Here is a 22,309-nt window from a genome sequence, read left to right as displayed (position 1 = left end):
CTCCATCTCGCGCACCGCCCATTTCAGCGCGACCACCGCCTTCTTCGGGTCGGTGACGACGGGGGTGAGCAGATGCGGGATGCCGTCATAGACGGAAAGCTCGAGCATCTTGGGATCGACCATGATCAGCCGGCACTCCTCCGGCTTCAGCCGGTAGAGGATCGACAGGATCATGGTGTTGATCGCCACCGACTTGCCCGAGCCGGTGGTGCCGGCGACGAGTAGATGCGGCATGCGGGCAAGGTCCGCGATCACCGGCTCGCCGCCGATGGTCTTGCCGAGGCAGAGCGCGAGCTTGTGCTTGGTGCCCTCGAAATCCTGGGAGGCCAGCAGTTCGCGCAGGAAGACGGTCTCGCGCTTGGCGTTGGGCAGCTCGATGCCGATCGCGTTCTTGCCCTGCACCACCGCGACACGCGCCGACACCGCGCTCATCGAGCGCGCGATGTCGTCGGCCAGCGAAATCACCCGCGACGACTTCGTGCCAGGCGCAGGCTCGAGCTCGTACAAGGTCACGACCGGGCCGGGGCAGGCCTGAACCACTTCGCCGCGAACGTTGAAGTCCTCCAGGATCCCTTCGAGCAGGCCGGAATTCTGCTGGATGATCTCGATCGGGATAGCCGTCGCGATCTGCGGCGGCTCGGCCAGGAATTCGATCGGCGGCAATTCGAAGCCCATCGACGCGATCGGCCTGGGCATCGGCATGGCCGCGCGCAGCTTCGGCGCCGCAGGCACGACCGAGACCTTCGGCTGCGCGGTCGCGGGCGCGACCTCCGGCTCGGCGATCTTCGCAGGCGCGGCGGCAGGCGTCGCAGCAGGCGCAAGCTGCCCCATGATCCTGCGGCGCGGAGCTGCAACCGCAGCCTTGGGAGCGGGAGCCGGGACGGCCGGCACCGGGGCCGCTGCGACCATCTGCAGAGCCGGCGGCGTCAGGCTCAACTCGAAGCGATAGGGCTGCGTCCAGCCGAACGACATCGTCGCCGACGCAGCCGCGGGAATCGGAGCAGCCACCGGGCGCCCCGGCTCGGCCGCGAGCGTCGGCGCGATCGGCCGAGCCGTCTCCACCGGGGCCCTCGCTGCAAGAACCGGCGGCGCAATCTCGAAGGCCGCTTCATCCTCCTGTTCGGCGTCCGGAATGAACTCCCAGAAGGCGGCATCGGAGAGGAAGGCGAACGGGGTCGTCACCGCCTCGGCCTGGGTCTCTTCCGGCGGCGGCAAATCGAAGTCGGGAGCCGTCAAGGCATCCTCACCCTCCCCCGCCATCTCGGCCTCGGCTTGCGCCATAATCTCGGGCATGGGCGCCTCGGGCGACCCGCCACCCCAGACCTGCTGCAGCATGCGCTGGGGGGTGCGCCAATAGCGGACGCGACCGGGATCGACGGGTGCCTCCGGCTCGGGCGCGGGCAGCGGGGTAGCCACCTCCGCGGCAACGCGCTCGACCGCCTGCCGGCGAACCTTGTCGGGGGTGCGACCGTAGCGGACGAGCCCCGCAGTGCCGGCGCGGGGATCAGCTGGAACCGCCTCCGGAATATCTGCGAAATCAGTGAGTTGATCCGAGATCCGGGCTGCGGGAGAGGCGTTGTTCGTCTGCAGATTGCGATGGATTCGACGCATGGATCAACGCTGGCCCGACACTCGCTCGACTGAGCATCGAGAGGTACCGGCGCAGGGTTAACAGCCCCTGAACCCGCGCCGGAAATTGCTGTGGATCGTGGCCTGCCAAGCCTGCTTCCTTGAGTGGTGTGGTTCCTCCGAAAGGTCAGTCCTTCAGCGCTCCGTCCAGCACCCTGACGACATGCACGGCTTCGCGGCCGGCGCCGTCATGGATCTGGTGGCGGCAGCTCGTGCCGTCGGCGACGACGAGATCGCCCGCCGCAGCCTTGCGCACCGCCGGGAGCAGCGAGAGCTCGCCCATGGCAAGCGAGACGTCGATCGTCGCGGCGCCATAGCCGAAGGCGCCGGACATGCCGCAGCAGCTCGATTCGATCGGCCTGACCTCCAGCCCCGGCACGGCCCGCAAGGTCTTCTCGACCGCGCCCATCGCGTCGAAGGCCTTCTGGTGGCAATGCCCGTGCAGATGCGCGACGCGTCCGCTCTGGTCGCGCAATGGCAGGCTGGTCCTGCCCGCGGCCATGTCGGCAGCCAGCAGTTCCTCGACCAGCAGCGCCGCCTTGGCCAAGGGCTCGACCTCGGCCTTGGGCAGCAGCGCGCCGAACTCGTCGCGGAAGCTCATCAGGCAGGACGGTTCGAGCCCGACGACCCGCGCTCCCCTGGCGACGAAAGGCGCGAGCGCATCGAGCGTCCGCCGCGCCTCGGCACGGGCCTCGTCGACCAGCCCGGCCGAGAGGAAAGTGCGCCCGCAGCAGAGCGGCCGGCCTCCCCCTGCGGCTTCGACGTGATGCAGGCGGTAGCCGCCGGCCTTGAGCACGCGCTCCGCCGCCTCCAGATTCTCGCGCTCGAAATAGCGGTTGAACGTGTCGCCGAAGAGCACGATGTCGCGGCCGTCGCCCCGCACGGCCGACGGGCTCGAAGGTCCAGCCGCCTCGCGCCAGGGCGCTCGCCAGACCGGCAGCGAGCGCCGCGCTGAAAAACCGAGCCAACGTTCGCTGAGCGTCGCCAGCAGCGGGACGCGATCGCGCAGGTTCATCAGCGGCGCGAGCTTCGCCGCGAAAGGTGCATAGCGCGGAAGGTTGGCGATCAGGCGTTCCTTCAGCGGCAGGCCGTGCTTGCCGTGGTAATGATGCAGGAACTCGACCTTCATCCGGGCCATGTCGACGCCGGTCGGGCAGTCGCGCTTGCAGCCCTTGCAGGAGACGCAGAGATCGAGCGTCTCCTTCATCTCCGGCGAGGTGAAGGCATCCGGCCCAAGCTGGCCGGAGATGGCGAGCCTGAGTGTGTTGGCCCGCCCTCGGGTGACGTGCTGTTCCTCGCGGGTGGCGCGCCAGGACGGGCACATCGTGCCGCCCGCCATCTTCCGGCAGGTGCCGTTGTTGTTGCACATCTCGACAGCGCCGCCGAGGCCGCCCCAGTCGGACCAGTCAAGCGCCGTCTCCACCGGCACCGGCGTGGCGTAGCCGGGCGGAAAGCGCATCAGGCTGCGATCATCCATATGATAGGGCCGGACGATCTTGCCGGGGTTGAGCCGGTTATTAGGGTCGAAGCCGTCCTTGACCACCTCGAAGGCGCGGGTCAGCGGCCCGCCGAACATCGGCTCGACGAAATCCGAGCGCGAGATGCCGTCGCCATGCTCGCCCGAGAACGAGCCCTTGAAGCGGCGCACCAGTTCGCAGGCCTCCTCGGCGATGCCGCGCATCGCCTTCACCCCGGCTTCCGTCTTCATGTTGAGGATCGGGCGGACATGCAGGCAGCCGACCGAGGCATGCGCATACCAGGTGCCGCGCGTACCGTGCCGCTCGAACAGGGCGGTGACCGCGTCGGTATAGTCGGCGAGGTGCTCGAGCGGGACGGCGCAATCCTCGATGAAGGAGACCGGTTTCCCGTCGCCCTTCATCGACATCATGATGTTGAGGCAGGCCTCGCGCACCTCCCAGACCGGCTTCTGGCGGGCGGGCTCGACGACCTCGACCACCGCATCGGGAAAGCCGTGATCGGCCATGCACTGGTCGAGGCGCCTGAGGTCGCCCTTCAGCGCGGCGAGATCGTCGCCGGCGAACTCGACCAGCAGCAGGCAGTTCGGCTTGCCCTTGGTGATGTCGGCGAGCGTGCGCACGAAGAGCGGGATGTCGGCGCCGAGCACCAGCACATTGTTGTCGACGAGCTCGACCGCGACCGGCCCGAGCGCAACGATGTGCTGCGTCGTCTCCATCGCCGCGCGGAAATTCGGGAAGTGGCAGACGCCCATGACTCGATGCTGCGGCAGCGGCGAGAGCTTCAGCGTCGCCTGCGTCGTCAGCGCCAGCGTGCCCTCCGAGCCGACCAGCAGATGCGACAGGTTCGGCCGCGGCACGATCAGCTCGTCGAGATTGTAGCCGCCGACCCGCCGCTGCACCTTGGGGAAGATCGCCTCGATCTCGTCGCGATGCCGGTCGGCCAGCGCGAGCATGGTCTCCATCAGCGCTCGCGCCCGCGGCGAGCCATTGTCACCGACCGGCCCCTCGCCGAGCGCGAAGGGTTCGCCGTCATGGAACATCGCCTTCAGGCCGACGACGTTATCGACGGTCTTGCCGTAGCGCAGCGAGCGCGCACCTGACGAATTGTTGCCGACCATGCCGCCGATGGTGCAGCGGCTCGCCGTCGAAGGCTCGACCGGGAAGAACAGCCCGTCCTTCTTCACATGGCCGTTGAGCGCTTCCAGTACGATGCCGGGCGCGACCGAAACGGTCTGGGCGGCCGGATCGTAGTCGCGGATCGCGTTGAAATGCCGGCTCATGTCGAGGATCAGCGCATCGCCGATCGGCTGGCCGTTCTGCGAGGTGCCGCCGCCGCGCGCGATCACCGGCACGCCATGTTCGGCCGCAATCGTCAGCGCCGCTGCGATATCGGCCTCGCTCGTCGGGAAGGCGACGCCCTGTGGCACGATCTGGTAGATCGAGGCGTCGGTGGCGTAGCGCCCGCGGGTGAAGGCGTCGAAGCGCACCTCCCCTTCCAGCGCCTGCGACAGCTTGCGTTCGAAGCCGAGATTGCGGCTGTGCGGGCGCGGCAATGTCGTCTGGTTCATTCCGCAGCCTCGGCGGTCTTGGGCTGGTTCTTGCCGCGCAGCGTGGCGATCAGGTCGCCCATCGGCCCCCAGAGCAACAGCAGCAGCGCCAGCACGACAAGAGTCCCGACGAGACCGTTCGCCCAGAATACGTTCAGCGACCCGCCCGAACCGAGCAGCGCCTGGCGGAAGGCGTCCTCCGCCCTGTCGCCGAGCACCAGCGCCAGGATCATCGGCGCCAGCGGATAATCGAGCTTCTTGAAGACATAGCCGATGATGCCGAAGATCAGCATCAGCCAGATGTCGAAGATCGAGTTCGAGATCGTGTAGGCGCCGATGGCGCAGACGATGAGGATCACCGGCGCGACGAAGGAGAACGGGATCCGCATGATCGCCGCGAAGAGCGGCACCGTCGCCAGCACGATGATCAGCCCGGCGAGATTGCCGAGATACATCGAGGCGATCAGGCCCCAGACGAAATCCTTTTGCTCGACGAACAGCATCGGCCCGGGCTGCAGGCCCCAGACCAGCAGGCCGCCGAGCAGGACGGCCGCCGTCGCGGAACCTGGAATGCCGAGCGCCAGCATCGGCAGCAGCGCGCTGGTGCCGGCCGCGTGGGCCGCAGTCTCCGGCGCCAGCACGCCCTCGATCTCGCCCTTGCCGAAATTCCTGCCATGCTTCGAGAAGCGCTTGGCGAGACCATAGCCCATGAAGGAGGCGGCGATGGCCCCGCCCGGCGTCACGCCCATCCACATGCCGACGATCGCGGAGCGCAGCAGCGTCGCCCAGTAGCGCGGCAGGCCGGCCCAGGTCCGCAGCACGATCTTGAGGTCGATCTTGGCCTGCTTGCCCTTGAACACCAGCCCTTCCTCGACCGTCAGCAGGATCTCGCTGACGCCGAACAGGCCGATCACCACGATCAGGAAGTCGAAGCCGCGCATCAGCTCGGTCGAGCCGAAGGTCATGCGCAGATCGCCCGAAATCGAGTCGAGTCCCACCGCGGCGAGCAGGAAGCCGATGCACAGCGAGGCGATGATCTTGGCGCGGTTCTCCCGGCCCATGCCGATGAAGGAGCAGAAGGTCAGGAGGAAGACGGCGAAGAACTCTGCCGGGCCGAAGCGCAGCGCGAACTGCGCGACCAGCGGCGCGACGAAGGTGATCAGCACCACGCCGGAGAGCGCGCCGATGAAGGAAGCCGTGAAGGCCGCCGTCAGCGCCTCGGCCGCCTTGCCCTGCACCGCCATCGGATAGCCGTCGAAGGTGGTCGCGACCGACCAGGCCTCGCCGGGGATGTTGAACAGGATCGAGGTGATCGCGCCGCCGAACAGCGCCCCCCAATAGATCGACGAGAGCAGGATGATCGCCGAGGTTGGGTCCATGCCGAAGGTCAGCGGCAGCAGGATCGCGACGCCGTTCGGTCCCCCTAAGCCCGGCAGCACCCCGACGATGATGCCGAGAATGACCCCGACCGCCATGAAGCCGACATTGTGCCAGGAGAGCGCGACCTGGAAGCCGGCGATGAGCGAGGAGAGATCGTCCATCGGTCGTCCTTCAGTAGCCGAGCATGGCTTCGAGCGGGCCCTTAGGCAGGGGCACGCGGAACTGCATTTCGAACACCCAGAAGCAGACGACCGGCACCAGCAGCGCGGTCAGCCCGATCGACCACCAACGCGAGGTCCCAACCACGGCCATGAAGGCGATGATGAAGACCGCCGAGGCAACATAGATCCCGAGCGGCTGGATCAGCGCGACGAACAGGACGAGCGGCCCGAGCACCCTGACGACCTGGCGCAATTGCTCATAGGTGACGAAGACCCCGTCTGGCCGGCGGAAGGACTGCCAGAGGATGAAGAGCGAGGCGGCGAGGAATATCCAGCCGACGCGGGCCGGGAAGAAGCCGTTCTGCGGGCCGCCATCCCAGCCGGCGCCGCGCCCATGCGAGTCGTAGAGCACGATGCCGGCGAGCCCGATCAGCAGCAGCGCCGTGGCAATCTCGACCGGGCGGCGCGAGATGCCGCGTTCGGGTGCTTCGGTTTCGGAAGGCAACGACATCGATCACTCCCGCTCATCATTCCGTGCCAGATCGAGGGCTCGGCCCCGCCCCTCGACACCCAGCCGCTACGGTTTCGTCATGCTCGCCCTTGTGGCGAGCATTCACGTCTTGAGCACCGCACGCGATCAGGAAACGAAGACGTGGATGGTCGGGACAAGCCCGACCATGACGATAGAGGCCGTGATCGCAGCCCTCGGAAGCTCACTTCGCCATGAAGCCGGCTTCGGTCATCAGCTTCTCGTGCTTCGCCTCGTCCGCCTTCAGGAAGGAGACGAAGGCCTCGCCGTCGCGGTAGTCGGCCGCCAGCGCATTGCGTGCGAGATAGTCCTTCCACTCCGGCGTCTCGGACACCTTCTTGAACAGGTCGACATAGAAGGCCTGCTGCTCCTTGCTGACCTTGCCGGGCATGAACATGCCGCGCAGCATCTGGTAGCTGACATTGAGCCCCTGCGAGGCGCAGGTCGGGATGTCGGCCCAGGACTGTCCGTCCGCTACTTTCTCGGTATAGGCCATCTTCTGCTCGGCGAAGACGCAGAGCGGGCGCGTGGCGCCGCCGCGCCAGTTGGCGAGATCCTCGGCCGGATTGTTGGTCGTCGCCTCGACATGCCCGCCCGAGAGCTGGGTCGAGGCCTGGCCGCCGGAGGTATAGGGGATATAGGCGAATTTGGTGCCGCCCTGCTTCTCCATGGCGAAGACGAGCAGGTTGTCCTCGCGCTTGGACGAGGTGCCGCCGATCTTCATCGGTGGGTTGGCGCTCTTGGCCGCCGTCATCAGGTCGCCCGCGGTCTTGTAGGGCGCCTTGGCATTAACCCAGAGCAGGAAGGAATCCTGCGCGAGCATCGCGACGGGCGTATAGTCGGTCCAGTTCAGCGCCAGCTTGGTCGCCATCGGCGTCATGAAGATGCCGCTCGAGGTGGTGATCAGCTTATGCGGGTCGCCGGCCGATTTCTGGATGTCGAGCATGCCCTCGGCGCCGCCGGCAGCGGGCTTGTTGACAACGATGATCGGTTGTTTGGTGAACTGCTGCTTCTGGATGATGCCCTGGATCGTCCGCGCCATCTGGTCGGACGCGCCGCCCGCCGAGAACGGCACGACGATCTCGATCGGCTTCGTCGGCTCCCAGGCGAAAGCCGGCGAGACGAGGCCGAGCGGCAGGACTGCGGCAAGCCAATGGTGCTTCATGGTCGCTCTCTCCCTGAGCGCGCTCTGGTGGCGCTAAGGGAGCGAGCCTAAGGTCAAAAAATTTTGCATTCAATCTAAAAGTTGATGCCTTTCAAATTGACGACCATCCTCGCCTTCACTGGATCTCTTCACGCGCCCGCAGCCAGAGCAGGCGCCTGCGCCGCCTTCAGCTTGTTGCGCAGATGCAGGAACAGGATGTCGCTGAGTTCGGAACCGGCGCGACGGCGCAGGGCGTCGAGGATGGCCTCGTGCTCGCGCATCGCCTCTCCCAGCCGGTCGCGATCCTTGGCGAGATTGGCGGAATAGCGCACGCGGCGGATACGACCGGCCAGGCCGGCATAGGTCGCGCTCAGGGTGGCATTGCCTGCAGCCGCGACGATCAGTTGATGGATCGCCTGGTTGCAATGGAAATAGCCATGCATGTCGCGGCGCAGGTAAAACCGATACATCTCGTGATGAATCCGCTCGATCTCGGCGAATTCCACCTCGGTTATCCGCTCGCAGGCGAGGCGCCCGGCCAGGGCCTCCAGCCCGCCCATGACATCGAAGAGCTCGCGCAGATCGGCAGAGCTCAGTTCGCGGACCCGCGCGCCGCGATTGGGCAGAAGCTCGATCAGCCCTTCCGCCGCCAGCACCTTCAACGCCTCGCGCAGGGGCGTGCGCGAGATGTTGAAGCGCTCGCACAGCGCCCGCTCCGGAACCCGGGCACCATCCTCGAGATTGCCCTCGACGATGAAGTCCCGCAGCGCGACCAGCAGCCCCTCGTGCAATGAGGCGACCGGCTTCGCAATCTCGGCAGGCGCCGGGCTTTGCTCATCAAGCGTATCGAGAAATGGTTCGCTCATGCATCATCGCTAAGTCGGCTCGGACCAGCTGTCGAGCCCGATTGTCGATCATCGGCATACCATACCGCAGTTGATCTTCCAAAAAATGAATGCAAAATGATCAGCAATGGCGCTGCGGCGCTCAAGCCCTGACGGGAGGAAAACAAGATCATGCAAGGGCGTCACTTCCTGCACATCCCCGGCCCGAGCCCGATTCCGGACCGCATCCTGCGCGCCATCGCTATGCCGATCATCGATCATCGCAGCGCCGAGTTCGCCGCGCTCGGCAAGGAGGTCCTCGACGGCAGCAAGGCCGTCTTCAAGACGAAGCAGCCGGTGGTGATCTATCCCTCTTCAGGCACCGGTGCCTGGGAAGCGGCGATCGTCAACACCCTCTCCCCCGGCGACACCGTGCTGATGGCCGAGACCGGCCATTTCGCGACCTTGTGGAAGACGATCGCCACGCGATTCGGCGTCGAGGTGGAGCTCATCCCGGGCGATTGGCGCCGTGGCGCCGATCCGGCCGCGATCGAGGCACGTCTCTCCGAGGACAAGTCCCGCCAGATCAAGGCGGTGATGGTCGTCCACAACGAGACCTCGACCGGCGCGACCAGCCGCGTCGCCGAGATCCGCAAGGCGATCGACGCTGCCGGGCACCCGGCCCTGTTCATGGTCGACACCATCTCCTCGCTCGCCTCGGTCGACTACCGCCATGACGAATGGCAGGTCGACGTCACCGTATCGGGCTCGCAGAAGGGCCTGATGCTGCCGCCTGGCCTCAGCTTCAACGCCGTCTCGGAGAAGGCGCTGGCGGCTTCGAAGAGCAACACGCTGCCGCGCTCCTTCTGGGACTGGCAGGAGATGATCAAGATCAACGCCGGCGGCTTCTTCCCCTACACGCCGGCGACAAACCTCCTCTACGGGCTGAAGGAGGCACTCGCCATGCTGCGGGAGGAAGGCCTCGACAACGTCTTTTCCCGCCACCAGCGCCTCGCCAGCGCCTGCCGTGCCGCCGTCAAGGCCTGGGGGCTCGAGGTGCTCTGCCAGAATCCGGCCGAGCACTCGCCTGTGCTCACCGCCGTCCTGATGCCGCCGAGCCATGACGCCGACCGCTTCCGCAAGATCGCGCTGGAGAAGTACAACATCTCGCTCGGCTCCGGCCTCGGCAAGGTCGCCGGCAAGGTCTTCCGCATCGGCCATCTCGGCGAGTGCAATGAGCTCGCTCTGCTCGGCGCCCTCTCTGGCGTCGAGATGGGTCTTGCCGCGGCGGGCGTGCCCCATCGTAGTGGCGGCGTGGCCGCGGCGATGGCTGAGTTTGAAGGCTCCGAGTCCGGCAATCAGGCGAAGGCTGTCGCTTGAGCGTCGCAAAGAAGCAGCTAGTCACACCTCGTCATGCTCGCCCTTGTGGCGAGCATCCACGTCTTGAACACCGCGCAGCAGGAAGGAAGACGTGGATGGTCGGGACAAGCCCGACCATGACGAACACGCCTGCCTAACGCCTATTCGGCCTCGGCCGCCCCAGCCGCCGTCGTCTCCTGCCCGCGCGCGGCACGCCGCAGATTCTCCCGCAGCCTGACCACAGCCTTCTGCACCACCGGAAAATCCTCGCCGAGTCCGGCGGCCGCCACCAGGTTCATCGGCAGCGCCTTCTCCCTGAGTTTGCGCCCCTCCGGCGTCAGGCTGACGCGCACCTGGCGCTCATCGGCCGGGTCGCGCCGGCGGCGGATATAGCCGAGCGCTTCGAGCTTCTTCAGGATCGGGGTCAGCGTGTTCGATTCCAGGAACAGCTTCTCGCCCAGGCCGCCGACGCTCTGATTGTCCTCCTCCGACAGCGCGATGATCGCGATGTACTGGGTGTAGGTCAGGCCGAGTTCGTCGAGGATCGGCTTGTAGGCGCGCCCATAGGCCAGATTGGCCGAATAGATCGCGAAGCAGAGAAAATCCGCCAGCCTGGGCACCTTCGGATCGTCTTGGGTCGGAGCGGGCATGGTCGAGCCTCATCGTGAGTGCGTCATCGCCACCCTGATATATATCGCATCCGATTAAATCGGAAGTGTTGACATCGTGTCCTTGCTTCACATATAGAGCCGCATCCGATTAGATCGGATGCGATCTAAATCATACAAGGAAGCCCGACATGCCCTCCACCGACAAGGTTCTCTACACCGGCCGCACCCACACCACCGGCGGTCGCGACGGCGCTGCCCGCAGCTCGGATGGCCGCCTCGACGTCAAGCTGACCTCGCCCGGCGCTCCCGGCGTCGGCACCAATCCCGAGCAGCTCTTCGCCGCCGGCTGGTCGGCCTGCTTCATCGGCGCGATCGGCTTGGCGGCGCGCGAGCGCAAGGTCGCGGTGCCCGCCGAGACTGCTGTCGACGCCGAAATCGACCTGCGCCATGGCGAGCGCGGTTATGTCCTGCAGGCTCGCCTGAACGTCGCCCTGCCAGGGCTGGATCGCGAGACGGCCCGGGCTCTGGTCGATGCCGCGCACCAGACCTGCCCCTACTCCAAGGCGACGCGCGGCAACATCGACGTCGAGATCAACCTCGTCTGAGCCTTACCGGACGGCGCCGCGCGGAGATCTCCGCCGGCGCCTCCTTACCTGACCATCCCAGCGCAGAAGGCATCGCCACCATGGACAAGACCAAAGCTCTCGGCCCCCTCGATCCCAGCCGCCGCCTCTTCATCGGTGCCATGGCCACAGCAGTCGCGGCAGCCGGGCTCGGTCTGAACCGGTCAGCCTTGGCGGCTTCGCCTGCGCTGTCGTCCTTCGGCACCCTCAAGCAGATCGACGCAGGCGTGCTCAGCATCTCCTATGCCGAGCAGGGGCCGGCCGATGGCCCGGCCGTCATCCTGCTGCATGGCTGGCCCTATGACATCCACACCTATGTCGACGTCGCGCCGCTTCTCGCCAAGGCGGGATACCGGGTGATCGTGCCGTCCCTGCGCGGCTATGGCGGAACCCGTTTCCTCTCCGCCGATACGCCGCGCAACGGCCAGCAGACGGCGCTCGCCGTCGACGTGATCGCGCTGATGGATGCGCTTAAGCTCGACAAGGTCCTGCTCGGCGGCTGCGACTGGGGCGCGCGCACGGCCTGCATCGTCGCGGCGCTCTGGCCGCAGCGCGTCAAGGGGCTGGTCTCCGTCAGCGGCTACCTGATCGGCGGCCAGAAGCTGAACGAGGCGCCGTTGCCGCCGAAGGCCGAGCAGCAATGGTGGTACCAGTTCTATTTCGCCACCGAGCGGGGCGCAGCCGGCTACGCGAAGAATACCCGCGATTTCGCCCGCCTGATCTGGGAGACAGCCTCGCCCAAGTGGGCATTCGACGACGCGGTCTTTGCGCGCTCGGCAACGGCCTTCGACAATCCAGACCATGTCGCGATCTCGATCCACAATTACCGCTGGCGCCTCGGCCTGGCGCAGGGCGAGCCGCAGTTCGATGCCCTGGAGAGCAAGCTTGCAGCCTTCCCGGTGATCTCCGTGCCGACATTCACCCTGGAAGGCGACGCGAACGGCGCGCCGCACCCCGATCCTGCCGCCTATGCCCGGAAGTTCTCCGGCTGGTATCGACACCGGACGCTCGATGGCGGCATCGGCCACAACCTGCCGCAGGAGGCTCCCGCCGCCTTTGCCGAGGCGATCATCGCGGTCGATCGCGCCTGAAAGCGACGTTGCGAAGAGCGGCTTGGGAGGGTTACCCGAGCCGCCACCGGGTCCCTACAAATGTAAGGAAATCGCGAGGGCCGCCTTTACCCCTCCTCCCTATGATCTCCCGCGATTTTAGGGAGATATCGATGGCCTTGAAGATGATGCTCGCCGGCGCGGCCGCCATGATGCTCAGACAGATTCCGCTGGCCGTTCCGGTCGAGCAGACGCCGGTGGTGTCGCATGCGCTGGACGCCCTGCCGATGGAGCCGGCCCCGATCGAGCCGTCCTGGATCCTCGCCGGCGAGCCGATGGCCCGCGTCGGCCTGCATTCGCGCAGCGGCGACGACGCTGCCTCAACGGCGGTCTGGGATTGCACTGCCGGCGAGTTCCGCTGGTTCTTCGACTGGGACGAGACCGTGATGATCCTGGAAGGCGAGGTGCACGTCACCGCGCAGGACGGCTCGGAGCGGACACTGCGCCAGGGCGACATCGCCTACTTCGCCGGAAAGACCTGGGCGACCTGGCGGATCGACACTTACGTCCGCAAGATCGCCTTCTGCCGCAAACGCCTGCCGGCGCCGGTCGCCCTCGCCTACCAGCTGCGCAACATGCTGCGCGGTGATCGCGGCTCGCAGGGCGGCCTCGCCGCCTGAGCGGCTCAAAGCCCTATTCGCAAGAAGAAAGAGGCCCGGCCGATCTGGCCGGGCTTTTTTCTTGCTTGGCGGGAGTTCAGCGTCTCGGGTCGGTCCCCGCGCCTGGCCTTCCCTTCGCTTCGCCGTGAGCACAACCGCCGCCGCTGGCGCCAATGCCGGTGTCGCGGCCGGCCATGCCGGTGCCACCGGGAGCAGTGGGATTATCGGCTCCGCCTGCTCCGCCCGCTATCAGGTTCAGGCTGCCGTCCATTGCCCCGCCGCCGGCACCACCATCGGCCGGCGCCGGGCCGGCGAGCACCATGGCGACCGGGACAAGCGCCGTGCTGGCACGCAGGCGCGCAGCAAGCCGTACGCAACACGGCTTCTCAGCCTCGGCGAAGCGCGCGAATCTCTCGAAATCCCCCCAACCAAACCGCAATCGACCGCGCAGCGCCCCGGCGAGCCATGAACCACCGTTCACATCCGTTGTCCGCGGCGCTGTGTTGCGGACTTGCCGCAACGCATGGGTCCATCGCCTTCGGACGCAATTTCCGAATGTCACGGACGCCGAGCCGCAGCGATCCCCTTTTGGTCTTGCTGACCCCCTCTAAGAACACACCATGCTGCCTCAACGTCAAGTTGCAGCCATTGCGTACCACACGCAGGAAAGCGTTCCGTCATGGCGCTCATCCCGGCGAACGACAGCCCCGCCGTTCCAAGAGCTTTGCGCCGGCCGTCGATCTCGCTCGGAGGCGCGCGTGGATAACGCCACAATCAATCCCCGGTCCCGAAACCTGTCGTATTCTCTTCCCGTCCCGCCCGACCAAGGGGGGCTGTCGCGAGGCATCGTGCGGCCGGGCGGGAGAGCGGTGTCCGTTCTGAACAGTCGTCGCGGGCTGGAATGGCGGAGGGGCCTCGTCCGGGCGAAGCCAGGTCTTGCTCGACCTGAAGGCCCGGCGAGGCTCCTTGAAGAGAACCGCGCGCGGGGTTCGGAGGCGGTGAGCGTCTGCCGTCTCGACACTTCGACATCGACATTCGACATGGCGGCGGAACGCTGCCGCAACCGGACCCCGCGCACCCCTTGGGCTCGCGCTCGCCTTCAGACCCTCGCGGCGGAAGCCGGCGGGGCTATCGGCTTAGCCAGAGCATTTTCGAGCGAAGTGGACACCGGTTCGCGTGAAGAAAATGCGATAAAACAAAGACCAAGAATATTTCCGCGATTCGAAGAACTGCGGAATTGCTCTAGCGCGCGTCCTCGCGCACCATCTGCGCGCCCTTCTCGCCGATCATCATGCTTGGCGCGGCGGTGTTGCCGGAGGTGATCGCCGGCATCACCGAGGCGTCGATGACGCGCAGGCCCGCGATTCCACGGACACGCAGGCGCTCGTCGAGCACGGCCATGGCGTCGTCCTCCCGGCCCATCTTCACCGTGCCGACCGGATGGAAGATCGTGGTGCCGATCCGCCCCGCGACCTCGGCCAGCGCCTCGTCGCTGTCATAGCCCGGCCCGGGCAGATATTCCTGCGGCCTGAAGCGCGCCAGCGGCGCTTGCGAGACGATGCGGCGGGCGAGCTTCAGCGCATCGACCGCGACCTGCCGGTCCTCTTCAGTCGAGAGATAGTTCGGTGCGATCGCGGGCGCAGCGGCGGGATCGGCCGATTTGAGGTGGACGCTGCCGCGGCTCGACGGGCGCAGATTGCAGACGCTCGCGGTGAAGGCGCCGAACGGGTGCAGCCCATCGCCCCATTTGTCGAGCGAAAGCGGCTGGAAATGGAATTCGAGATTGGCCGTGGCGTAATGCGGCGCCGATCTGGCGAAGGCGCCCATCTGCGAGGGTGCCATGGTCAGCGGGCCGGTGCGCCGCGCCGCATATTCCAGCGCCATCAAAGGCCGGCGCCAGAGCCTAGCATAGTCGGTGTTGAGCGTGCGCACGCCCTCGACCTTGTAGATCGGCCGCAGCTGCAGATGGTCCTGCAGGTTCTCGCCGACGCCGGGCGCATGCCGGACGGTCTCGATGCCGAGCCCGCTCAGGCGCTCGCCATCGCCGATGCCGGAGCGCTCGAGGATGGCAGGCGAGCCGACGGAACCGGCGCTGAGCAGCACCTCGCCCGAGACTTGGGCGAGATAGCGCTCGCCGCCCCGCGTCAGCACGACACCGGTGGCGCGGCCCTCCTCGACGACGATGCGCTCGACCATGCAGCCGAGCTCGACCCGCAGGTTGTCGCGATCGAGCGCCGGCTCCAGGAAGGCGCGCGCCGCGCTGAAGCGCCGGCCGCGCTTCTGGGTGACCTGGAAATAGGACGAACCCTCGTTGTCGCCGGTGTTGAAATCGTCGATCTTGCGGATGCCGGCTGCCTCGGCCGCGTCGCGCACCGCATCGAGGATGTCCCAGCGCACGCGCGGATGCTCGACGCGCATCTCGCCGCCCGAGCGATGGAAGCGGCCGTCCGGAGCGATATGGTCCTCGTGCTTGAGGAAGAGCGGCAGGACATCGTCCCAGCCCCAGCCGGTCAGCCCCTGTTGGCGCCAGCCGTCATAGTCGGCCGCCTGTCCGCGCATGTAGATCATCGCATTGATCGCCGAGCTGCCGCCGACGACCTTGCCGCGCGGATAGGCGAGGACACGGCCGCCGAGCCCGGCCTCGACCTCGGTCTGGTACAGCCAGTCGGCGCGGGGATTGCCGATGGCGTAGAGATAGCCGACCGGGATGTGGAACCAGATCCAGTCGTCCTTGCCGCCGGCCTCGACGATCAGCACCTTGCGGCGGCGATCGGCCGAGAGCCGGTTGGCCAGCACGCAGCCGGCCGAGCCGGCACCGATGACGACGTAGTCGAAGCTGCCGATATTGATCTCGCCGGCCATTGGTCGCCGCCCTGCCCTGTTCGCCTGAAGCAATTCCGCAATTCTTCGAATCGCGGAAATGGTCTAGGTCCTTGTTTTGTCGCATTGTCTTCGCGCGAACCGGTGTCCGCTTCGCTCGAGAATGCTCTTGTCTTTCGTCAGGGATAGAGCGGCGATGCGCCCTCGGCAACGGATGCCGGGCTGAAACGACGGGACAGCGCCGGAGAGCGGTGTCTCGACCTGCTCCGATCTGCGCCTATCGTCGCCAGATCAAGCCATCGCCTCTCGAGCGAGCCCTTGCCCTTCGCCGAACCCACGGCCCGGGATCGAGGCCAGCAGCGCCTGCGTGTAGGGGTGCTGCGGCTCACCGAAGACCTTGCCGATCGGCCCGGCCTCCACCACCTCCCCGCTCTTCATCACCGCGACGAGATCGCAGACCTGCGCGGCGACGCGCAAGTCATGGGTGATGAAGACGATCGAGAGGCCGAGGCGCTGGCGCAGCTCCGCCAGCAGCTTCAGCACCTGCGCCTGCACGGAAACGTCGAGTGCCGAGACCGGCTCGTCCGCGACCAGGACCGCCGGCTCCAGCGCGAGAGCCCGGGCGAGGCCGATGCGCTGGCGCTGGCCGCCCGAGAACTCGTGCGGATAGCGTTCGGTTGCCGCCGGGTCGAGCCCGACCAGGCCGAACAGTTCCTTGGCGCGGGCCAGAGCCTGGGGCCGCGCCATGCCGTGGACGATCAGCCCCTGCGCCACCGCCTCGCCGGCCTTGCGGCGCGGGTTCAGCGAGGCGAACGGATCCTGGAACACCATTTGGATATCGCGCGTCGCCGAGCGCATCTCCTCGCGGCTCAGGCTGGCCAGATCGACGCCGTTCAGGCGGATCTCGCCACTTTCGGGATTGATCAGGCGCACGAGGCAGCGCGCCAAGGTCGACTTGCCTGAGCCGGATTCGCCGACGATGCCGAGCGTCGCGCCCTTGGGCAGCACCAGCGAGACATCCTTGACCGCATGAGTGACGCGCTGCCCGCGCCCGAGGAAGCCGCCGGTGCGGTAGGTCTTCGAGACATGGCCGATCGTCATGATCGGCTCGTCCGAGAGCGCTCGCGCCGGCGGCGCCTTCAGCGGCGGCACCGCGGCGATCAGTTGCCTGGTATAGGCGTGCTGCGGGTTGCCGAGCACGGAGGCGGTCGTACCCTGCTCGACGACCTCGCCCTTGCTCATCACCGCGACCCGGTCGGCGATCTCGGCGACCACGCCGAAATCATGGGTGATGAACAGGACGGCCGTGCCCTTGCGGCGCTGCAGGTCGCGGATCAGCTTGAGGATCTGCGCCTGGGTGGTGACGTCGAGCGCCGTCGTCGGCTCGTCGGCGATCAGCACTTTTGGATCGAGCGCCAGCGCCATCGCGATCATGGCGCGCTGGCGCTGGCCGCCGGAAAGCTCGTGCGGATAGGCCTTGAAGGCGAGAGCCGGATCGGGAATGCGGACTTCCTCAAGCAAGGCCAGCGTGCGCGCCTTGATCTCGGCTGCCGACAACTCGCTATGCAGCTCGAACATCTCGCCGATCTGGTCGCCGATGCTGCGCAGCGGGTTGAGCGCCGTCATCGGCTCCTGGAAGATCATGGCGATGCCGGCGCCGCGCACCTTGCGCATCTGCGCCTCGTCCAGCCCGCAGAGATCGCGGCCCTCGAACAGGATGCGGCCGCCGTCGATGGTGACGGCGCCAGGCAGGAGCCGCATGATCGCGTTGGCGGTCATCGACTTGCCGGAGCCGGATTCGCCGACAACGCAGAGGATCTCGTTCGCCGCCAGCGACAGCGAGACCTTTTCCATCGCATGCGAGCGGTCGCCGCCGGCCGGCAGCTTCACGCTGACATCGTCGAGGACGAGGATCGGGCTCATCGGCTCTTCAGCCTCGGATTGAGGGCGTCGTTGAGCCCCTGCCCGACCAGCGAGACGGCGAGCACGGTGACGAGGATGGCGATGCCGGGAATGGCCGAGACATACCATTGCACCCGCAGCACGTCGCGGCCGGCGCCGATCAGATTGCCCCAGGAGGCGACGTTCGGATCGGAGAGCTTGAGGAAGGCGAGCGCGCTTTCGAGCAGGATCGCGATCGCCATCACGACGCTGGCATAGACGATCACCGGCGGCAGCGCGTTCGGCAGGATCTCGCCGAAGATCAGCCTCATATCCCTGAGACCGAGCGTCCGGCCCGCCTGCACGAATTCGCGGTTGCGCAGCGACAGGAACTCCGCCCGCGTCAGCCGGGCCGAAGCGGGCCAGGAGACGATGCCGATCGCGACCGTCACGGTGGTGATGGTCGAGCCGAAGACCGCGACCAGCACCAGCAGCAGCAGGAAATTCGGCAGGGTCTGGAACGCCTCGGTGACGCGCATAAGCGCGGTATCAACCCAGCTGCCGTAATAGCCGGCGAGCGCGCCGATGGTGATGCCGATCATCACCGAGATCACCGTCGCGACGCCGCCGATCAGGAGCGAGATGCGCGCGCCATGGAAGATCTGGGCGGCGATGTCGCGCCCGGAATTGTCGGTGCCGAGCAGGAAGCGCGGATTGCTGAACGGCCAGATCAGCGGTCGCCCGGCGAGCGCCAGCGGATCGCGCGGATAGAGGTAGTCGGCGCTGGCGGCCATGGCGAGGACGAGGATGAGCAGCACGAGGCCGATGACGGCTGAAGGGCTGCGGAAATAGAGCTTCACCAGGTCCATGGCTCAGCTCCCCGTCGTGATGCGCGGGTCGAGCCGGGCATAGAGCAGGTCGACGATGAAGTTGACCGCGATCACCAGCAGAGCCGAGACGAAGACGATGCCGAGCAGCGTGTTGAGGTCGCGCTGGATCACCGATTCATAGGCGAGGCGCCCGAGCCCCGGCAGGGAGAACACGCTTTCGACCACGACCGAGCCGCCGAGCATGGTGCCGGCCTGCAGGCCGATCAGCGTGACCATCGGTAGCAGCGCGTTGCGTAGCACATGGCGCACCACGACGCGTGTCTCGTCCATGCCCTTCGAGCGCGCGGTGCGGACGAAGTCGAGATTGAGCACCTCGAGCATCGAGCCGCGCATGATGCGGAGGTAAATCGCCATGTAGAACAGGCCGAGCGTCAGCGTCGGCAGGACGAGATGCAGCGCGATGTCGAGCGTCCGCCGCAAGCCGGTGTAGCTGACTGTGATGTCCTCGAAGCCGCCGGCAGGCAGCCATTGCAGGTAGATCGAGAAGACGACGATCGCCATCAGCCCGAACCAGAAGGTCGGCATCGCGTAGAACGTCAGGCCGAGTGTGGAGATCAGCGTATCCGGCCATTTGTTGACGCCGCGCGCCGCGACGACGCCGAGGATCAGCCCGAAGAAGAAGGCGAAGGAGAGCGAGGCCGTCATCAGGAGGATGGTCGCGGGCAGCCGCTCCGCGATCACCGTCGCGACCGGCTTGCCATAGATCGCTGAGAAGCCGAGATCGAGCCGGACCAGCCGCCAGAGATAATTGCCGAGCTGGGCCCAGACCGAGAGATCGAGCCCGTAGAATTCGCGCAGCTGCTTGGCGGTCGCGGCATCGCCGCCGCCCATCTGCGCCATCAGCGCATCGACGGTGTCGCCGGGCGCGAGCTGCAGCAAGAGGAATACCCCGATCAGGATCAGGAACAGGGTCGGGATCGAGGCGGCAAGACGCCGCCCCGCGAGACTTAGGACACGCATGGCAACTGGCCGTATTGGGCTGACAACGCAGGCGGGAGCGTCACTCCGCCAACCAAAGATCGTGCCAGGAGGACGAGCCCCAGCGCGGCGTATTGGAGTGGTTGCGCGCCTTGGCAGTGATCGCGGTCAGGAAGATCTGCTCGATCGGCGTCCAGATCGGCAGCTCGGTATTGGCGCGCCGGACGAAGTCGCCATAGAGCGCCTTGCGCTTGGCCGCATCGACCTCGGTCGCCGCATCGTCGATGATCTTGTCGATGGTCGGATCGGTCCAGTCCCACTGATTGGTCCAGGGCGCGCCCTTGGGCTGCCCGGAGCGGTACCACACCGTGGTCGAGACGGCCGGATCGTTGCGGTACTGGTGCCAGCCGGTGGCGAGATCGAAGGCGTGGTCGTCATAGACCTGCTTCAGATAGCCGCCGCCATCGGTACGGACGATCTCGACCTTGATGCCGACATCGGCGAGCGATTGCTGGATGAAGGTGGCGAAGAGCGAGATGTCCTCGCCCCAGGGCGCCGGCAGCAGCCGCAGCGAGAAGCGCGTCCCGCCCGCGCCGGGCTTGAAGCCGGCCTCGTCGAGCAGCTTGGCGGCGAGCTTCTTGTCGAACGGATACTGCGGGCCGTTGTCGGCCGGGTAGAAATCGGTCGAGACCGAGGGGATCGGCCCGGTGCCGCGCTTGGCGAAGTCGCCGAGGAAGTTCTCGATGAAGAACGGGATGTCGAGCGCATGCGCGATGGCGCGCCGGACGCGGATGTCGGCGAACTCCTTGCGGCGGAAATTGAACTCGATCGTGTTGGTGCGGGCGTTGCCCTCATTGCCCTTGGTCGAGACGATGAAGCGCGGGTCCTTGCCGAGGCGGGCCGAGTCCGAGATCGTCAGGCCCGAGAACGGGCTGTAATGGATCTGCCCGGCTTCCATCTGGGCGGCCGCCGCGGCGCGATCGGTGACCACGCGCCAGACGATCCGGTCGAGATAGGGCGCATTGGCGCGCCAGTAGTTCGGGTTGCGCTCGGCGATGACGTGCTGGCCGCGCTCGTACTGCACGAACTTGAACGGGCCGGTGCCGACGGGCGCGAGGTTGACCGGGTTCTGGCGGATGTCGCCCTTGCCCTCGTAGAGATGGCGCGGCGAGACATAGCCGAGGTCCGGCAGCGCCCGCAGCAGCAGGTTGAGCGGCATCGGGCGCTCATAGCGGAACACCGCCGTCAGCGGATCGGGCGTATCGACCGCGGTGAGGAAGAGCTGCAGCGTGGTGCCGTAGTTCAGGATCTTCTTCCACATCTCCATCGCCGTGAACTGCACGTCGGCGGAGGTGAAAGGCTTGCCGTCATGCCAGGTCACGCCGGGGCGGAGCTTGAAGGTGATGGTCTTGCCGTCGGGCGCGGCCTCCCAGCTTTCGGCGAGCACGCCGACCGGCTGGCCCTTGGCGTCGAGATCGACCAGCTGCTCCTGGATCTTGCCGCCGATGATGTAGACGCCGGTCGAGGCCTGCAGGCTCGGGTTGAGCTGGCGCTGCTCGGCGCCGTAGTGGACGGTGAAGACACCGCCCTTGCGCGGCGTCTCCTGGGCGAAGGAGCGCATCGGGAACAGCACGCTGGAGGCGATTGCGGCACTGGTCATCAGCGCGGCGCGGCGGGTCATATCCATGGATGGTCTCCTGGGGGCCGGCGTGCAGGCTCGGCACGATGCGGGCGTCACAAGGCCCCGTCAATGCGACGAGGCCGTTCTCGAAAAGCGAAAAACCGCACTATTACGGCAGGAAGCTCACGATCAGGCCATTGGCGGAGGCTGCGGGGACACTGACCGCCGCGCCATGGCGGACGCCGACCGAACCGAGCGCCTTGGCCGCGCCGTCGAGGTCAGAGCTCGCCAGCACGATCGCCACCGCTCCGCCGGGTCCGGCGCCGACCCGCACCTCATCCGGATAGCGCTTGGCGAGGCCGGCGGCATCGTAGAACAGGAAATCGGCGCGCTTGCCGCCGGAGGGCACCAGCCAGCCATCGTCCTGCTGCTTCACCGGTTCGTCGATCAGCCGGCTGAGATGCTCGGCTGCGGCCTTCGGATCGTCGGCGAGCACCTCGACGCGGATGATCCGGCTCGCACCATTGGCATGGCTCTGCAGTTCCGGAATCCAGACGGTCTCGCGGGTCAGATGCTGGCAGGCGAAGATGCGCAGGCTGCCGGGGTTCTCGTCGAGCGGCCAGCGGAAAACGTTGAACTTGGCTTCGCCCTTGCCACCATTGGGCAGGTCGACCGGGCGGCCGAAATGCACCGGGCCGAGCGCTTCGAGACCGCGGCTCTTGAGCTCGTCCGCGCCGGCGGCGGCATCATCGGTGGTGAAGGCGGCCCGCTCGATGCCTTCACGCTCTTTGAGGAAGTCGCGGGTCGGCTTGTTGTGCTCGGTCTCGGCGAGGATGCCGAGCAACTCGACATAGTCGTCGCCGAACATGATCGTGTAGTTGCCGCTGCCGAGAATGGGCGAATGCGTGCCGCGCGGCGAGACGGTGAAGCCGAGGCTCTGCCATTGCCGGGCGGAAGCGTCGAGATCGCGAACCGTCACCACGACATGGTCGAGACCGAGAATATGCTTGAGCGGCATGACGCCCCCTTGTGACCAGAACCCAGCGGACGGGAGAGTTCATCCGAACGGAAGTTAGGGCGCAACCGTTTCGGGATGACGATTCCAGCAGCCCCCGCTGCGCCGGAGACATAGCGTCGGGAGAATAGTCTTTTCAAGGAGACGATCGGAGAAGCCAAAATTTGGTAG

At 66.7% G+C, this 22,309-nt stretch carries 18 protein-coding genes; 5 read left to right on the top strand and 13 right to left on the bottom strand.

All coding sequences use genetic code 11. The annotated features are described in order from the left end of the window. From BMZ21_RS24160 to BMZ21_RS24135, 6 genes are all read right to left on the bottom strand, one after another. The coding region (locus BMZ21_RS24160) for a DNA translocase FtsK (RefSeq protein ID WP_280141491.1) at positions 1–1,611 on the bottom strand (1,611 nt) is incomplete at its 3' end. A 145-nt stretch (positions 1,612–1,756) separates the two neighbouring features. Next, positions 1,757–4,747, bottom strand: a complete 2,991-nt coding sequence (locus BMZ21_RS24155) for an FAD-binding and (Fe-S)-binding domain-containing protein (RefSeq protein ID WP_091840786.1) — start codon at positions 4,745–4,747, stop codon at positions 1,757–1,759. Next, positions 4,672–6,195, bottom strand: a complete 1,524-nt coding sequence (locus BMZ21_RS24150; RefSeq protein WP_091840737.1) for a tripartite tricarboxylate transporter permease — start codon at positions 6,193–6,195, stop codon at positions 4,672–4,674. The genes BMZ21_RS24155 and BMZ21_RS24150 overlap by 76 nt, the downstream gene beginning before the upstream one ends. Positions 6,196–6,205: 10 nt before the next feature. Continuing rightward, positions 6,206–6,706: a tripartite tricarboxylate transporter TctB family protein gene (locus BMZ21_RS24145; RefSeq protein ID WP_091840735.1), complete on the bottom strand. Its 501-nt coding sequence runs from the start codon at positions 6,704–6,706 to the stop codon at positions 6,206–6,208. Positions 6,707–6,908: 202 nt separating this feature from the next. Continuing rightward, positions 6,909–7,889, bottom strand: coding sequence for a Bug family tripartite tricarboxylate transporter substrate binding protein (locus BMZ21_RS24140; RefSeq protein WP_091840732.1), 981 nt, complete (start codon positions 7,887–7,889; stop codon positions 6,909–6,911). A gap of 128 nt (positions 7,890–8,017) precedes the next feature. Then, complete coding sequence (locus tag BMZ21_RS24135) at positions 8,018–8,734, bottom strand: GntR family transcriptional regulator (RefSeq protein WP_091840730.1); 717 nt, start codon at positions 8,732–8,734, stop codon at positions 8,018–8,020. Between the two features lie 150 nt (positions 8,735–8,884). Between BMZ21_RS24135 and BMZ21_RS24130 the strand changes: the two genes are divergently transcribed. After that, positions 8,885–10,072 (top strand): pyridoxal-phosphate-dependent aminotransferase family protein, encoded by a 1,188-nt coding sequence (locus BMZ21_RS24130; protein WP_091840728.1) that lies wholly within the window; start codon positions 8,885–8,887, stop codon positions 10,070–10,072. A 140-nt stretch (positions 10,073–10,212) separates the two neighbouring features. Here BMZ21_RS24130 and BMZ21_RS24125 read toward each other — a convergent pair whose 3' ends face one another. Continuing rightward, a complete protein-coding gene (locus BMZ21_RS24125) occupies positions 10,213–10,701 on the bottom strand; it encodes a MarR family winged helix-turn-helix transcriptional regulator (RefSeq protein WP_091840726.1) in 489 nt (162 codons plus the stop codon). A 149-nt stretch (positions 10,702–10,850) separates the two neighbouring features. On the opposite strand from BMZ21_RS24125, the gene BMZ21_RS24120 reads away from it, so the two are divergent. The 4 genes from BMZ21_RS24120 to BMZ21_RS30065 all read left to right on the top strand — a co-directional run bounded on the left by BMZ21_RS24120 (position 10,851) and on the right by BMZ21_RS30065 (position 13,462). After that, entirely contained in the window at positions 10,851–11,267 is a 417-nt protein-coding gene (locus BMZ21_RS24120) for an organic hydroperoxide resistance protein (RefSeq protein WP_091840723.1), read from the top strand. 80 nt (positions 11,268–11,347) lie between these two features. Continuing rightward, positions 11,348–12,376 carry an alpha/beta fold hydrolase gene (locus BMZ21_RS24115; RefSeq protein WP_091840720.1) on the top strand — a complete coding sequence of 343 codons (1,029 nt, stop codon included), beginning with the start codon at positions 11,348–11,350 and terminating at the stop codon, positions 12,374–12,376. A gap of 131 nt (positions 12,377–12,507) precedes the next feature. After that, on the top strand, positions 12,508–13,014 hold the full coding sequence (locus BMZ21_RS24110; RefSeq protein ID WP_091840717.1) for a cupin domain-containing protein: 507 nt from the start codon (positions 12,508–12,510) through the stop codon (positions 13,012–13,014). Positions 13,015–13,138: 124 nt separating this feature from the next. After that, entirely contained in the window at positions 13,139–13,462 is a 324-nt protein-coding gene (locus BMZ21_RS30065; RefSeq protein ID WP_143079784.1) for a hypothetical protein, read from the top strand. Between the two features lie 773 nt (positions 13,463–14,235). On the opposite strand, the gene BMZ21_RS24105 is transcribed toward BMZ21_RS30065, so the two are convergent. The 6 genes from BMZ21_RS24105 to BMZ21_RS24080 all read right to left on the bottom strand — a co-directional run bounded on the left by BMZ21_RS24105 (position 14,236) and on the right by BMZ21_RS24080 (position 22,141). Further along, positions 14,236–15,855 (bottom strand): GMC family oxidoreductase, encoded by a 1,620-nt coding sequence (locus BMZ21_RS24105; protein ID WP_091840715.1) that lies wholly within the window; start codon positions 15,853–15,855, stop codon positions 14,236–14,238. A 249-nt stretch (positions 15,856–16,104) separates the two neighbouring features. Continuing rightward, entirely contained in the window at positions 16,105–17,736 is a 1,632-nt protein-coding gene (locus tag BMZ21_RS24100) for an ABC transporter ATP-binding protein (protein WP_091840712.1), read from the bottom strand. Next, positions 17,733–18,563, bottom strand: a complete 831-nt coding sequence (locus tag BMZ21_RS24095) for an ABC transporter permease (RefSeq protein ID WP_091840709.1) — start codon at positions 18,561–18,563, stop codon at positions 17,733–17,735. The genes BMZ21_RS24100 and BMZ21_RS24095 overlap by 4 nt, the downstream gene beginning before the upstream one ends. Before the next feature lie 3 nt (positions 18,564–18,566). Continuing rightward, positions 18,567–19,544: an ABC transporter permease gene (locus BMZ21_RS24090; RefSeq protein WP_091840707.1), complete on the bottom strand. Its 978-nt coding sequence runs from the start codon at positions 19,542–19,544 to the stop codon at positions 18,567–18,569. 40 nt (positions 19,545–19,584) lie between these two features. Then, positions 19,585–21,189 (bottom strand): ABC transporter substrate-binding protein, encoded by a 1,605-nt coding sequence (locus BMZ21_RS24085; protein WP_091840706.1) that lies wholly within the window; start codon positions 21,187–21,189, stop codon positions 19,585–19,587. Positions 21,190–21,292: 103 nt separating this feature from the next. Next, positions 21,293–22,141, bottom strand: a complete 849-nt coding sequence (locus BMZ21_RS24080; RefSeq protein WP_091840704.1) for a VOC family protein — start codon at positions 22,139–22,141, stop codon at positions 21,293–21,295. Between the last annotated feature and the right edge of the window lie 168 nt (positions 22,142–22,309).

The organism is Allobosea lupini, assembly GCF_900109525.1.
In the GTDB taxonomy this organism is placed as follows: Bacteria; Pseudomonadota; Alphaproteobacteria; order Rhizobiales; family Beijerinckiaceae; genus Allobosea; species Allobosea lupini.
This window is presented reverse-complemented; position numbering and strand designations above follow the sequence as displayed.